Source organism: Streptococcus parasanguinis (assembly GCF_031582885.1).
In the GTDB taxonomy this organism is placed as follows: Bacteria; Bacillota; Bacilli; order Lactobacillales; family Streptococcaceae; genus Streptococcus; species Streptococcus parasanguinis_M.
Map to the genome: position 1 here is coordinate 454,963 of NZ_CP133988.1, position 14,847 is coordinate 469,809.

Consider the following 14,847-nt stretch of genomic DNA (forward strand, 5'->3'; position numbering starts at 1 on the left):
CGTTTCGGTTTATTTTCTTGTTACTATTTGATATAGATATTCAATTTTCAATGTTCAATCTTAACACCCTTACAGTGTTAATGGAGCCTAGCGGGATCGAACCGCTGACCTCCTGCGTGCAAAGCAGGCGCTCTCCCAGCTGAGCTAAGGCCCCACAAGACCTCTCAAAACTAAACAAGACCAACGTACAGGTTTCCATTTCCTTAGAAAGGAGGTGATCCAGCCGCACCTTCCGATACGGCTACCTTGTTACGACTTCACCCCAATCATCTATCCCACCTTAGGCGGCTGGCTCCTTACGGTTACCTCACCGACTTCGGGTGTTACAAACTCTCGTGGTGTGACGGGCGGTGTGTACAAGGCCCGGGAACGTATTCACCGCGACGTGCTGATCCGCGATTACTAGCGATTCCGACTTCATGTAGGCGAGTTGCAGCCTACAATCCGAACTGAGACTGGCTTTAAGAGATTAGCTTGCCGTCACCGACTCGCGACTCGTTGTACCAGCCATTGTAGCACGTGTGTAGCCCAGGTCATAAGGGGCATGATGATTTGACGTCATCCCCACCTTCCTCCGGTTTATTACCGGCAGTCTCGCTAGAGTGCCCAACTCAATGATGGCAACTAACAATAGGGGTTGCGCTCGTTGCGGGACTTAACCCAACATCTCACGACACGAGCTGACGACAACCATGCACCACCTGTCACCTCTGTCCCGAAGGAAAACTCTATCTCTAGAGCGGTCAGAGGGATGTCAAGACCTGGTAAGGTTCTTCGCGTTGCTTCGAATTAAACCACATGCTCCACCGCTTGTGCGGGCCCCCGTCAATTCCTTTGAGTTTCAACCTTGCGGTCGTACTCCCCAGGCGGAGTGCTTAATGCGTTAGCTGCGGCACTGAGTCCCGGAAAGGACCCAACACCTAGCACTCATCGTTTACGGCGTGGACTACCAGGGTATCTAATCCTGTTTGCTCCCCACGCTTTCGAGCCTCAGCGTCAGTTACAGACCAGAGAGCCGCTTTCGCCACCGGTGTTCCTCCATATATCTACGCATTTCACCGCTACACATGGAATTCCACTCTCCCCTTCTGCACTCAAGTTAAACAGTTTCCAAAGCGTACTATGGTTAAGCCACAGCCTTTAACTTCAGACTTATCTAACCGCCTGCGCTCGCTTTACGCCCAATAAATCCGGATAACGCTCGGGACCTACGTATTACCGCGGCTGCTGGCACGTAGTTAGCCGTCCCTTTCTGGTAAGTTACCGTCACAGTGTGAACTTTCCACTCTCACACTCGTTCTTCTCTTACAACAGAGCTTTACGATCCGAAAACCTTCTTCACTCACGCGGCGTTGCTCGGTCAGGGTTGCCCCCATTGCCGAAGATTCCCTACTGCTGCCTCCCGTAGGAGTCTGGGCCGTGTCTCAGTCCCAGTGTGGCCGATCACCCTCTCAGGTCGGCTATGTATCGTCGCCTTGGTGAGCCGTTACCTCACCAACTAGCTAATACAACGCAGGTCCATCTCTTAGTGATGCATTTGCACCTTTCAAATCAACATCATGCGATATCGACTTTTATGCGGTATTAGCTATCGTTTCCAATAGTTATCCCCCGCTAAGAGGCAGGTTACCTACGCGTTACTCACCCGTTCGCAACTCATCCGCTCGGTGCAAGCACCAAGCTTCAGCGTTCTACTTGCATGTATTAGGCACGCCGCCAGCGTTCATCCTGAGCCAGGATCAAACTCTCATTAAAATAATTGTTTGTCTTAAACTCATTCTGTCACTGACAGATTTATTGTTTTTTTATTGTTCAGTTACTACAACTTTCGTTATAGCGCCCTGCACATTGGTTCGTCTTGTTCAGTTTTCAAAGGTCTTTGTCGCTCTCGCGCGACAACTATATTAGTATATCATGACCTACCCTTACTGTCAACACTTTTTCTCAAAAAAATTTATTTTTTTGAAAGTTCATTTATACACTGTCAACTTTCAGTTCTTAAATTGAATTTTTAAAATCCTTTAGATAGTTCTCTAATTTCTTTTTCATTTTTGTTTTTCCTAGACATCTTCTGTTTGCTAGTAATGCTTCATATTGTTCTTTTTCTTTTACGGTTAATTTTTCTTTAAAACGTTTTAATGCATCTCTCAGAACAACCAGCTCATCTAAATATATTTTTCTTGATGAAATTCTGTGACTAATTTCTCCAATTTCAATATATGGAAGTCTATTAATTTTTCTCTTATCACTTTCCTGTTGTCTTATTTTATCTTTAATATGATTTCTAAATTTTGTTTTGAAATATGTATAAAGTAATTCTTCATTTGTTTCAATTTCAGGATTTTTTTGATAAAGTTCAAACAGAGTTAGCTGACCTTCTTGTTCCCAATCATCCTTTTCCCATAATTGAATATAATACTCTTTTTCACATTTTCTTACGATATATTTTACTTTTTGATACATTTTATTAAATTCCATAAGCTCTCCTTTACTTTTATCTGTATTTTATAAAAATAAAGAAGCCCATTGGACTTTTTTTCTATTCTGTACGTTTTTTTAACTATTTGGTTATTATTTTTGACTATTTTGTTCAAATACACAAAAAAACTGCCACTTGGTGACAGTTTATCGATAGTCCGTACGGGATTCGAACCCGTGTTACCGCCGTGAAAAGGCGGTGTCTTAACCCCTTGACCAACGGACCATTTTTACAACATATTCTATTATACAGAATATTTTTACTCTGTCAACACTTTTTTTAATAAAAAAAGAAGGAAATATTTTCCTTCTTTTGAATTAGTTGTTTTCTTCTAATTTTGACTTAATTTCATCATATGATAGAGGTTTTGCTTCTTCTTCTAATTCATGCTCTGAATTTTCAGGCATTTTTCCTGTTTCATATAATGATTTAATTTGAACACTATCCAAGGTTTCATATTTTAATAGAGCTTCCGCAATTAGTTTATGCGTTTCTCTATTTCCTTGAATAATTTCTGCCGCTTTATTACGGGCTTCATTCAACAAACCACGAACTTCTTCATCAATTTCGTAAGCTGTTTGTTCTGAAATCATTTTTTGTGGGCTTTGAGCACCAAACATCGCATGATTTCCTTCATATTGGACCGGTCCAAGTTTTTCACTCATACCATATTCTGTCACCATTGCACGCGCCATTTGGGTAGCTTGTTCAAAGTCATTTGAAGCACCCGTTGTTTGCGAATTGAAAATAATTTCTTCGGCAACACGGCCTCCCATGAGCCCAGCTAATTGTTCTTTCATATCTTCTTTAGAAAGTAACATTTGATCTTCTTTAGGAAGGGCAATCATGTAACCGCCTGCACGACCACGTGGAACAATCGTAACTTTATGAACTACACGAGCATTTGATAAGACCAGACCAACGATTGTATGACCAGCTTCGTGATAAGCAACCATTTCACGTTCTTTTTGTGAAATCGTCCGATCTTTCTTAGATGGACCTGCAATAACACGATCTTCTGCTTCATCGATATCAGCAGCATCAATTACTTTTTTATTTCGACGAGCTGCAACCAAGGCTGCTTCGTTCAAAACATTTTCGAGATCAGCACCGACAAATCCTGGTGTTTGTTGAGCAACCAATTTCAAGTCCACATCTTGAGCAAGTGGCTTATTCTTAGCATGAACACGAAGAATTGCCTCACGACCTTTCACATCTGGACGTCCAACTAATACTTTACGGTCAAAACGACCAGGACGAAGAAGGGCAGGGTCAAGGACATCAGAACGGTTAGTTGCTGCGATAACAATGATTCCTTCGTTGCCTTCAAAACCATCCATCTCAATCAAGAGCTGGTTAAGGGTTTGTTCACGTTCATCATTTCCACCACCAAGACCTACACCACGCTGGCGCCCAACAGCATCAATTTCATCGATAAAGATAATGGCTGGTGCTGCTTTTTTAGCATCTTCAAAAAGTGAACGAACCCGGCTAGCACCGACTCCGACAAACATTTCAACGAAGTCAGAACCAGAGATACTGAAGAATGGCACTCCAGCTTCACCAGCTACTGCTTTTGCTAAAAGGGTTTTACCAGTTCCGGGAGGGCCTTCAAGAAGCACACCTGCTGGGATTCTTGCACCCAATTTAGTAAAGCGTTTTGGATCTTTTAAAAATTCAACAACTTCAACAAGTTCTTGTTTTTCTTCTTCAGCTCCTGCTACATCTGAAAAACGAACTTTAATATCTTCTTTATTAGCAGCGCGGGCTTTATTACGACCAAAGTTCATGGCACCTCTGGCACCTCCGCCACCGCCTTGGTTCATCATTGAGAAGAAGAAGAACATGACAATAACAAATGGAACAATTGAAGTGAGAATTGTTATCCACATGCCACTTGAGCTCTCACGCTTAATGGTGATTTCTGCTTTGTGGTCAGCTGCTAATTTTTGTAATTCATTGACAGTGATATCAGATGGAAGGATGACACTAGTAAAGCGAGATACTTTTTGAACACTTGGGGTAAAAAATTGAATTCCTGTATCTTCTTTTGATTCTTTTGCTTTATTATAGGTACCTGCAATTTCAATCACACTACCATTTGGTTGGTAACTGATTGTTTTTACATTATCATTTTTAATTTCTTTGACCAATTCTGTGTAGTTGATTTGCTGACTTTGACCAACCCCATTACCCGCAAAAAAGTACTGGAATCCTGTCACAGCCGCTACAATAATCAACAAATACAGAAATGGATTTCGGACAAAACCGTTATTTTTTCTGTTATTCATCTAGTCTCCTCTATTTTGAGTACACTTCCTCTTTTAATACACCAACATAGGGTAGGTTACGATAATTTTCATCATAGTCTAAACCATATCCTACAACAAACTCATTTGGAATCGTAAAGCAGGTGTAATCTGCTTCAATCTCAACCAAACGTCCTTCAGGTTTATCCAGTAAGGTAGCAATCTTCACAGATGTTGCATTTCGTTCTTCAAAGAGTTCTTTTAGACTCTTGAGGGTTTTACCTGTATCGATAATATCTTCTACAAATAAAATATCTCTACCAGTAATATCTTGGTCGATATCCTTGATAATATTAATAATACCTGAGCTTGCCGTACCACCATGATAACTTGAAACCAGCATAAAATCCAATTCAATATGTGTATCCACGTGGTTGATCAACTCTGCCATAAATGGAACAGAGCCTTTCAAAATTCCAACAAAAATTGGATTTTTCCCTTGGTACTCTTTTGTTAGGGTTTCACCCAATTTCTTTGCTGCTTCTACAATTTCATCATGTGAAACCAATACTTTTTTTATATCTTTTTCTAACATGTTTTTACCTATCTATTTTTTGAATATAAAGACTATCTTTCATTATACCACTTTTTGAGGGCTTACTCAAATCACTCGTTACCAATCCCACTACAGAAAGAATATTATGATTCTGTTCTATAATGAGAGCTTTTTGCCGAAGCGAAATTGGAATTTTATGGTTGATAAACCACCGTCTTAATTTTTGATGGTAGCCATTAACAAGCAGGTGATCTCCTTCCTTTCTCCCTCTAATTAAGATGGGAGTTTCGCGTGAAACAGAAAGAATTTCTACATTTTCCCCTACTAATGGTTGTCCAAAAGATAGTTTATAATTTGCAATATCAAAGATATTCCCAAATTCTAACAAAAAAGGAAGGGGTTGGTCATCCGACTTTTGACTGATTTTTCGTATTTCAAAGAAATCATATTCTTGATGTAGTTCATAATTCGACTTTAAATAATGAATGCAATTTCTTTTTTTTCGCAGTAAATCTAATAATTCTTGAAACTGGGCCCTACCAAGTTGCAAATCTGGAAATTGTGCCAAATACTCTTCTAATAAGAATGATTGTACAGAATGAGAATACTTTCTAAAAGAAGCTAAATCTTGAATGCTTAACTTGCTAGTCAATTCTTTTAGTGCTTGGTGCCAACGATTCACTTCCTCTGCTAAATAGCGAAGACTTGCTTGCATTTGGGGATTTTCTTTTTCAAATTCTGGAAGGTATTGATGGCGTACACGATTTCGAAAATAGTCCTGTGAGTCATTGCTACTGTCTTCAAAGTGAGGGATTTTCATCAACTCATCTTTGGTAAAAGTTAACAAAGGACGGATTAACTCACCCTTACCAAATGGTTGGCGTACAGGAATACCACTTAAATGGCGTAATTTTGTTCCTCGTATTAAGCGCATGAAAGTTGTTTCGGCTTGATCGTTTGCATGATGACCTGTTACTAAAGCGGTGCAATCCTCTTTCTCCATAATCTGTTTAAAAAAATCATAACGAAAGGTACGAGCTTTTGCTTCTGTAAAATCACCCGAATAGTGAGCCACATGGATACGTGTCTCTCGCCTATCAGCTAGCGTTCGAAGTTCACTTTCTTCTAAATCTGATTCTGGTCTTTGTCCATGATTGACATGAGCGAGTACCAGATGGATTTTCAATCGTTCTTTATTCTTATATAAAAGTTCATACAGATTCATTGAATCCAATCCACCAGATAAGGCAACCAAAACACGGCGATGGGGAGTAAATAGATCTTGTTTTTCACAAAACTCTAAAAATCGCTTTTCCATTATTTCAATACCTCATAGATATCTTTTGAAATGTTGGAAATCGTATCATAATTCGAATGATCTGTAAAAATGGCTATTACATAGGGTGAATTTGTATATACAATCGCAACATCATGTCTAAAATCATAGGCATCTCCAATTTTATGAGCAACTTTTACTGGAAGGTCACGCGCAATCCGTTGATCGTCATATTTTGTAGAGGAGAGTGCATCAATAATAGGGCCATTTTGTTGATAGACAGCCTCCATGACATTGCCAGCCATTTCAGCGGATGCTTCTCTTTTTTCAACATCCCAATGTTTCTTTGCAATTTTATCCAAAGTTTTTTGGAAGTCTTGATCTGATTGATGAGTGACATAATAATTCAAGATATTATGTCCAACATTATCTGATTCTTTTGCAATCTTATCTACCAACTCTTGAACACTATATTCTTTTCCATCTGGTGTTTTTGAAAGGCTACCACTTCCTTCTGGTTCATAGCCACCTTTGAAATCATTGACTTCTGGAATATATTTGTAGGTTGTAGTTGGAGAAATGGCTTTTTTATTGAGCTGTTCTTGGACGTAGTACAAGTATGGTAATTTCGTTACACTGGCAGAATACATTTCTTTTTGCGGATTGATTCCAGCAGTATTTCCAGTCTCTAATTGTTTTACATAGATTCCATATGAAGGAGAATTGTATTTACTATTTAACAAGTCCTGAACTTTTTCCATTCGATTATCTTTTTCAGTAACGAATGATTTGTTCACCCAGCCCTGACCTTCAATCTCCACAAACTCATCTCGTAAAGTCTTAGCTGTACGTAAGACTGTCACTTTTGTATAAGGAGAAAGAGGTGTATTTTTTTCTTTTGCACCATTTATTAAGGGTCGGTCATACACTTTAAAACCAGGTTTTAGCCACATGTCTTGTTTTTTTTCTTGTGTTTCTTGTACAACATCAGAAAAAATGACAGAAGAATCTGCTAATACATATCCTTTATCTGCTATTTTAAATACAGCTTTCCCTTCATCATTTACAAAGAGTTGTTCGATTGTAAACGGTGTGTTGGGAAGAATTTCTCCTTTTGCTTTTTTCAACTGAGGATCAGAAAAAACAGAAATTTTGCGATAGACATTCGGGTTCGCCGGAATTGAAGAAAAATAAAGTTCTGATGGATGAGCCATTGTCTGAGAAGACTCAGACTGCTCGACACTCGCTGCTTGAGACCCAATAAATAAAATTGGAACTAACAATAGGAGCAGAAATCGTTTAGACACCTGTATTCCTTTCCTTTTCATCCTTTTGAAGTTTAATCATTTGGTTTTTCTTTTTTAATTCCTCTAATTTTTCATCCGAAAATTCAAGAAATTGTTTAACTGTTTGTAAGATATTTTCCATCGGTTATTGGGGGAGTAAATCTGGGATGGTATAAACATATTCACCATCTTTTGAAAAAGAATACTTAGCGCGTGCATATTTTGTTGCATAATCATCGTCTTTTAATTTTTTAGCGATGTCTTGTTGGTATTCTTTTTGTTCACTTGTTTCTTTATACTCTTTTTCCAACTGTTTGTATTGTTCTTTCTTATCTTGTAGCGATTGATAGCTCTGGGCTAAATTATAAGTTGGAAGAATAAACAGTAACATGACCAATATCAAAACGAGCCCTAGAAAACGATTGCGTTTTTTTCTTTCTTCTTCTAAAAAACGTTTTCGCTGACTTTCGTCTTTGATATATTTATTGTTCATTTGAACGATATTTTTAGGCATCTTCTTCTATCCTTGTTTCACTAATTATTTCGTACATTTTGGATGCATCTTCTTTTTTTGTACTATCCAACATTTCCAAGACTTTAACCGTCAATACTTTATTTCCAAAACGAACTTCAATTTGATCATTCACTTTCAAATCCGTTGAACTTTTGGCTAATACTCCATTGACTTTGATTCGTCCTTTATCTGCAACTTCCTTTGCAACAGGACGACGCTTAATAATGCGAGAAACTTTTAAATATTTATCTAATCTCATACTGTCACCTCTAACATAGTATTGTATCATTTTTTATACATAAAATGCGAAAAATGAGCTAAGAACTGCTAGTCCTTTTCTTTTTCCTGTTTAATTTCCAATAAGGTTTGACCAAATTGCTTCAGAGCTTCCAAAATTTCAAAATCTTTCTTATTTCGAATATCGAAGATCACTTCAATCAATCCCTTTTCTTCTGCAATCTGTGCCTTTAACTGTGTCATTGACAGAGCTTTGAAATAATCCTGTGTTAAAAACAGTTGTTTGGCAATAGGTTCAAATTTCACTGTCACTTTTTGTTGTTTTCTATCAACAAGACGGACAAAGACTTGATCCAAGTAAGCTTTCACTAAACCAATTTCAAGTAGGTAGGCGACAACATCTGGGTATTCTCCAAAACGATCGATCAATTCATCTTGCAAGTATTCATAGTCCGTCGCAGAATTCATTTCACGAATTTGTTTGTAAATTTCAATTTTTTGACGTTGATCTGAAATATATTCATTAGGTAAATACGCATCTATTTGCAGGTTCAACTCTGCATTGCTCTTTTGTCTACGATGCTCTTGGCCTTGTTTCTTAGCAATAGCTTCTTCTAACAATTGAGAATACATTTCAAAACCAACTGAATCGATGAAACCAGATTGAGAAGCTCCAAGGATATTCCCTGCTCCACGGATCGATAAATCTCGCATAGCAATTTTAAATCCAGACCCCAACTCAGTAAAACCTTTAATAGCTTCTAAACGTTTTTCAGACACTTCTGTAAGAGATTTGTCTGGGCGGTACATCAAATAGGCATAAGCAATTCGATTGCTTCGTCCCACACGACCTCTTAGTTGATAAAGCGTTGAAAGCCCCATATGATCCGCATTTTCAATAAAGAGTGTATTGGCATTTGGAATATCCACACCTGTCTCAATAATGGTTGTCGTCACTAAGACATCGTATTCGCCATTAATGAAATCCAACAGGGTATTTTCCAGGCGAACTTCACTCATCTGGCCATGAACAAAGCCAATCGAAGCCTCTGGAATCAACTCTTTTAATTCAGACACCTTTTGTTCAATTGTATCTACCTTATTGTAAAGATAATAGGCCTGTCCTCCACGATCCATCTCCCGCAACACAGCATCTCGAATAATAGTTGGATTGGTCTCTAGTACAAAAGTTTGCACAGGATATCGATTGGTAGGAGGTGTTTCAATGACAGACAAATCTCGAATTCCTAGCATAGACATATGAAGAGTTCGAGGTATAGGGGTAGCTGTCAAGGTAAGCACATCCACCTTTTTTTTCAATTCTTTCAAGGTTTCTTTGTGCTTCACTCCAAAACGTTGTTCTTCATCTATCACGATTAAGCCTAAGTCTGAAAAAACAACATCTTTGGACAAGAGCCGGTGAGTTCCAATAATAATATCCACTCGTCCTTTTTTCAACTTTTCAAGCGTTTCTTTCTGCTCTGCCTTACTCTGGAAACGACTTAAAACAGCAACTTCTACTGCAAAAGATTCAAAACGCTCCTTAAAATTGGCATAATGTTGTTGGGCAAGAACAGTGGTAGGAACCAGCACTGCTACTTGTTTATGATCATTTACTGCCTTAAAGGCTGCTCGCATAGCGACCTCTGTTTTCCCAAAACCGACGTCTCCAACCAGCAATCGGTCCATCGGACGATTCGATTCCATATCTTTTTTAATTTCTTCAATGGAACGTAATTGGTCATCTGTTTCAATATATGGAAAATCTTGTTCAAAAGCCTCTTGGTTTTCATCATCTTGGGAATAGGCAAAGCCTTCTAATTGACTACGCTCCGCATAAAGTTTTATCAAATCATCCGCAATGTCCTCCACCTGGGTCTGAACCTTTTGCTTCGTTCTTTGGAAACGCCCATCATTTAACTTGTTAATTTTTGGCGTTTTTCCATCACTTGCAACGTATTTGGACAACATCTGAATCTGATCGACAGGAATCGAGATGCGATCTCCATTTTGATATTGAATTGAAACATAATCACGATGGACACCCGAAATTTCAATCGTTTCAATTCCCAAATATTGACCAATACCATGAACTTGGTGAACAACATAGTCCCCTTTTTCCAGTTCATTATAATTTTTTAGGCGTTCTGCATTGGAAATATTTTGCCTGCGAATCTTTCGTTTGATCTTTTTCTGATAAATCTCTGATTCTGTAATGTAGACAATTTTTTCATCAACAAATTGAAAACCGTGAGCTAGTCCTCCAACAACTAATTGACTAGCTTGAGGAATGATCGTATCCCCATCAATATAATCTAATCGAATCCCATACTCTTCTAAATTTTTATGGAGCTGTTGAAGATTGTGATGAGAAGTTGCTTGGATAATAACTGTATAGTTTGATTTTCGATACCGTTCAATTTCCTCTTTTAGTAAATCAAATTGTCCAAAAAACTCCTGCATGGGATATTGATTGAATTGATACAAATGATCAAACTTCAGATTTCCTAATCCTTTTTGAAAGTTTGAAAAATAAGTTGCAGGCGTATATTTTCGTAATGTTGTACTGGTGTCTGCAAAATACACTTGGCGAGAAGAAGCTCTATTTTTATGTAAATCTTCCGTCAAGAGATTAGCTGTATCTAGTTCAAATCTCGCTATTTGATCTGCTATTTTTTGATAATCATCCAGAAAAACAGGAGTGTGTTTAGGGAGATAATCGAATAGGGTATATTGCTTCTCGTAAAAGAAACTAATAAATTTTCTAAGATCCGGATGAAGTTTCCTTTGAGAAATATCTCCTAAAATTTCTGCTAGATAAGATTTAAATTCTTCATTCGCGCTCTGTTCTTGCAATTGTTCGATTTGCTGCTGACCACGTATAAAATCTTCCTCTTGCAACAATAGATCACTCACTGCCTTCAGTTGAACTTCTTCAACATTTTCAACAGAACGCTGACTTTCTGGGTCAAAGATTCGGATTCCATCAATCTCATCTCCGAAAAATTCAATCCGATAGGGTTGGAGTTGGTCGATCTCAAAGATATCTAAAATATCTCCTCGTAGACTAAACTCTCCCTGTTGCAAAACTTGGCTCACCTTTTGGTAGCCAATCTTCTGTAATGTTTCACTCAGAGTAGTTAAGTCTATTTCTTGATCGACCTTCAATTGAAAAATGCTAGATGCAAAAACTTTAGGAGAAGGTAATAGTAGTTTTATACCACTCACATTGGTCACAAGGATGCCTTGACGATCCTCTTGACATAAAAAGTTCAAAGCCTCTAATCGTGAAAATTGCCTTTCTTGTGAAGCAAAAACAAATTCTGCTAAAGGGTTATCATCTCCCAAAAATGTATGGACTTTCTCTTCTCCAAGTAAAGCAATAAAATCACTAGCCAATCGTTCTGCTTCGTTATAACTGGAAGTAATGAGGACTGCTTTTTCAATAGAATCAAAGGCTGAAGCCATTACAATAGCCTTTGTGGTCGCAGACAATCCTAAGATCAATTCCCTATTATTTTTTTGCAAACCTTGTTGCCAGGATAGAAGGTTGGAGTTTTGACTCACTAAATCAATTACATTCATCTACTTACCCGTTGTATTTCTGCATGCTTCTTTCAAAATTTTCTTCTACCAAGTAATCGTTAACCGCTTCTTCTACTCGATCAATTGTTTGTAGAATAGTGATGTAATCGTCTTTATCAAATTTTCCTAAGACATGATGAACAACTGACATGCCCTGCTTAGGTCTTCCAATTCCAATCTTAATTCGATAAAAAGTCTGAGTTCCAATATGATTGATAATCGATTTGATTCCGTTATGACCTCCAGCTGATCCTTTCGCTCGAAGACGAATCTTACCAACTTCCATATCTAAATCATCGTAAATAACCAAAAGATCTTCAATATCCAGACCATAATAAGTCAGAAGGGCATGGACCGCTTTTCCACTCTCATTCATGAAAGTGGTTGGCTTTACAAAATAGACCTTTTCGCCATTCAAAAATGTTGAGGCAATATCAGCTTGAAAAATTTTATCATGGGAGAAAGTAAGATTTAAAGACTTTGCCATTTGATCAACTAACATAAAGCCTACATTGTGTTTCGTTTCAAAATACTTATCACCTGGATTTCCCAATCCAACAATTAATTTCGTCATCTCTTTCCTTTCAAAACACTAAAAGGGTTGGAAATATCTTTTCCAACCTTTACATTTTTTTAACTCTCTTATACATTAAAACGGAATTCCATGATGTCCCCGTCTTGGACAACATATTCTTTTCCTTCTTCGCGCAAGCGTCCTGCTTCTTTTACAGCCTTTTCAGAACCGTATTTAACCAAATCATCATAAGACATGGTCACGGCACGAATAAATCCTTTTTCAAAATCAGAGTGGATGATTCCAGCAGCTTGAGGAGCTTTCATGCCACGTTTGAAGGTCCAAGCACGCACTTCTTTTTCACCAGCTGTGAAATAAGTGCCAAGTCCCAACAAGTGATAAGCTGCACGCGTGAGTTTATCAACTCCAGACTCTGTTAGGCCAATCGCCTCTAAAAATTCTTGTTTATCTGCATCATCTAGCTCAGAAATTTCTTCCTCAGCACGCGCAGAAATCACCACGACTTCCGCATTCTCTGTTGCCGCAAAGTCACGAATTTGCTTCACATAGTCAATAGAATCTGGATCTGCAACAACATCTTCATCCACATTGGCTACATAAAGAACTGGTTTGGTAGTCAAAAGGAAAAGTCCTTTCACCACTTTTTGTTCTTCCTCAGTGAATTCAATGGTCCGAGCTGATTTACCATCTTCAAGAACTGGTTTGATTTTTTGTAGAACATTAAATTCTGCAACAGAATCCTTATCTTTTTGTGTACGAGCGATTTTTTCTACACGCGCATAGCGTTTATTGACAGACTCTAAGTCAGCTAAAATTAATTCTAAATTGATGGTATCAATATCTGCTAGTGGATCAACAAAGGCATCTTCACGACCTTGCTCCCGCATGACATTTTCATCATCAAAAGCACGCACTACATGGACAATGGCATCTACTTCACGGATGTTGGCCAAGAATTTATTACCAAGTCCTTCCCCTTTAGAAGCTCCTTTCACAATCCCAGCAATATCTGTAAATTCAAAAGTAGTCGGAACTGTCTTCTTAGGAGTAATCATTTCCGTCAATTTTTGGAGGCGTTCATCTGGAACTTCTACCATCCCGACGTTTGGATCAATGGTCGCAAAGGGATAGTTTGCGGCCTCTGCTCCTGCTTTTGTAATTGCGTTAAATAGGGTTGATTTACCAACGTTTGGTAAGCCAACGATACCTGCTGTTAATGCCATTTTTCTTTTTCTCCGTTCAAATTTCAATCTCTTTTATTATAACATAATTCAAAAGACAAGTGATGAAAAATGAAATATTTCATCACCTTTGAAACTAGATTTTTTCATCAAACTGTAACGTTCTAAGAAGATAAATATGGTATACTCTATTTAACAATGAACAAAGGAGTTTTTCAGATGAAAAAACAAACATGGAAATCTATTTTTCTTTCTTTAATCGCTATCTTTACTCTCTTTCTTCTTGGAGCTTGTGGACAACAATCTGTTCAAAAATCCTATCTTCAGGCAATCAACCAAGAAAAGAAAACAGATGTTCGTATTACACTAGAACATAAAGGTGATAAAGCGATCAGTAACCAAACCACCACTACTATTTATTACAAAGAGGCGGGAGTTACGAAAGATCAATTAAAGGAAATGATCGATAAATATGATGAAGAATACAAAGATGTCAAAGGATTCACACATTCTGCTGAATACAAAGATGATTATATGGTTGAAAAAACAACTCTAAATTATGAAAAGGCAGACTTAGATCAACTAATTGAAAAGAAATTAGTAACAACACAAAAAGATAAAAAAGTCGACTATATCAGCTTCAAATCAACTTTTGATATGATGAAACAAAGTGGTTTCAAAGAAGTTAAAAATGGAAAATTTGAAGAATTAAAATAATCGAAAAGGTTCGGTCACATAAGTGACTGAACCTTTTATAGTACTTTCTTCATTTTCTGTTCAAAATCATGGCGACTCATCATGACCACATGATCACAATTGCTACACTTGATTTTTATGTCTGCACCAAGTCGCGTAATTTCCCAACGATTTGCCTTCTTGCCTGTTTCTTTAATCACACAAGCGTGAGGCTTTTTCATTTCTACAAAATCACCTAACGTATACATGATTC

13 protein-coding genes, 2 tRNA genes and 1 rRNA gene are annotated in these 14,847 nt (G+C 37.8%); 1 reads left to right on the plus strand and 15 read right to left on the minus strand.

Going from position 1 to position 14,847, the window contains the following annotated elements:
• Nucleotides 1–81: 81 nt before the first annotated feature.
• The 14 genes from RDV49_RS02350 to ychF form a co-directional block, all read right to left on the minus strand.
• Nucleotides 82–154, minus strand: a tRNA-Ala gene (locus RDV49_RS02350).
• A gap of 53 nt (nucleotides 155–207) precedes the next feature.
• A 16S ribosomal RNA gene (locus RDV49_RS02355) occupies nucleotides 208–1,755 on the minus strand.
• Nucleotides 1,756–1,998: 243 nt separating this feature from the next.
• Nucleotides 1,999–2,478, minus strand: coding sequence for a sigma-70 family RNA polymerase sigma factor (locus tag RDV49_RS02360; protein WP_003009261.1), 480 nt, complete (start codon nucleotides 2,476–2,478; stop codon nucleotides 1,999–2,001).
• A 154-nt stretch (nucleotides 2,479–2,632) separates the two neighbouring features.
• Nucleotides 2,633–2,704: transfer RNA gene (locus tag RDV49_RS02365), tRNA-Glu, on the minus strand.
• Nucleotides 2,705–2,796: 92 nt separating this feature from the next.
• On the minus strand, nucleotides 2,797–4,770 hold the full coding sequence (ftsH, locus tag RDV49_RS02370) for an ATP-dependent zinc metalloprotease FtsH (RefSeq protein WP_003002062.1): 1,974 nt from the start codon (nucleotides 4,768–4,770) through the stop codon (nucleotides 2,797–2,799).
• Nucleotides 4,771–4,780: 10 nt separating this feature from the next.
• Complete coding sequence (gene hpt, locus RDV49_RS02375) at nucleotides 4,781–5,323, minus strand: hypoxanthine phosphoribosyltransferase (protein WP_003009259.1); 543 nt, start codon at nucleotides 5,321–5,323, stop codon at nucleotides 4,781–4,783.
• A 4-nt stretch (nucleotides 5,324–5,327) separates the two neighbouring features.
• Nucleotides 5,328–6,602, minus strand: a complete 1,275-nt coding sequence (tilS, locus tag RDV49_RS02380; protein WP_003009257.1) for a tRNA lysidine(34) synthetase TilS — start codon at nucleotides 6,600–6,602, stop codon at nucleotides 5,328–5,330.
• On the minus strand, nucleotides 6,602–7,888 hold the full coding sequence (locus RDV49_RS02385; RefSeq protein WP_037608183.1) for a serine hydrolase: 1,287 nt from the start codon (nucleotides 7,886–7,888) through the stop codon (nucleotides 6,602–6,604). The genes tilS and RDV49_RS02385 overlap by 1 nt, the downstream gene beginning before the upstream one ends.
• On the minus strand, nucleotides 7,860–7,988 hold the full coding sequence (locus RDV49_RS02390) for an SP_0009 family protein (RefSeq protein WP_003009253.1): 129 nt from the start codon (nucleotides 7,986–7,988) through the stop codon (nucleotides 7,860–7,862). Before RDV49_RS02390 ends, RDV49_RS02385 begins: the two co-directional genes overlap by 29 nt.
• 3 nt (nucleotides 7,989–7,991) lie before the next feature.
• The gene (locus RDV49_RS02395; RefSeq protein ID WP_003009251.1) at nucleotides 7,992–8,360 is read right to left on the minus strand and encodes an FtsB family cell division protein; all 369 of its coding nucleotides are present in this window, start codon (nucleotides 8,358–8,360) and stop codon (nucleotides 7,992–7,994) included.
• Nucleotides 8,353–8,619, minus strand: a complete 267-nt coding sequence (locus RDV49_RS02400) for an RNA-binding S4 domain-containing protein (protein WP_003002258.1) — start codon at nucleotides 8,617–8,619, stop codon at nucleotides 8,353–8,355. Before RDV49_RS02400 ends, RDV49_RS02395 begins: the two co-directional genes overlap by 8 nt.
• Nucleotides 8,620–8,687: 68 nt before the next feature.
• On the minus strand, nucleotides 8,688–12,182 hold the full coding sequence (mfd, locus tag RDV49_RS02405) for a transcription-repair coupling factor (protein ID WP_003009247.1): 3,495 nt from the start codon (nucleotides 12,180–12,182) through the stop codon (nucleotides 8,688–8,690).
• 4 nt (nucleotides 12,183–12,186) lie between these two features.
• Entirely contained in the window at nucleotides 12,187–12,756 is a 570-nt protein-coding gene (gene pth / locus RDV49_RS02410; protein ID WP_003009246.1) for an aminoacyl-tRNA hydrolase, read from the minus strand.
• A 68-nt stretch (nucleotides 12,757–12,824) separates the two neighbouring features.
• Complete coding sequence (gene ychF, locus RDV49_RS02415; RefSeq protein ID WP_003009244.1) at nucleotides 12,825–13,940, minus strand: redox-regulated ATPase YchF; 1,116 nt, start codon at nucleotides 13,938–13,940, stop codon at nucleotides 12,825–12,827.
• 177 nt (nucleotides 13,941–14,117) lie between these two features.
• Here ychF and RDV49_RS02420 point away from each other — a divergent pair, with 177 nt between their 5' ends.
• Entirely contained in the window at nucleotides 14,118–14,615 is a 498-nt protein-coding gene (locus tag RDV49_RS02420) for a DUF1307 domain-containing protein (protein WP_037608180.1), read from the plus strand.
• Between the two features lie 35 nt (nucleotides 14,616–14,650).
• Here the strand turns inward: RDV49_RS02420 and RDV49_RS02425 are convergent, their stop codons facing one another.
• Nucleotides 14,651–14,842, minus strand: coding sequence for a DUF951 domain-containing protein (locus RDV49_RS02425; protein ID WP_003002008.1), 192 nt, complete (start codon nucleotides 14,840–14,842; stop codon nucleotides 14,651–14,653).
• Nucleotides 14,843–14,847 lie beyond the last annotated feature (5 nt).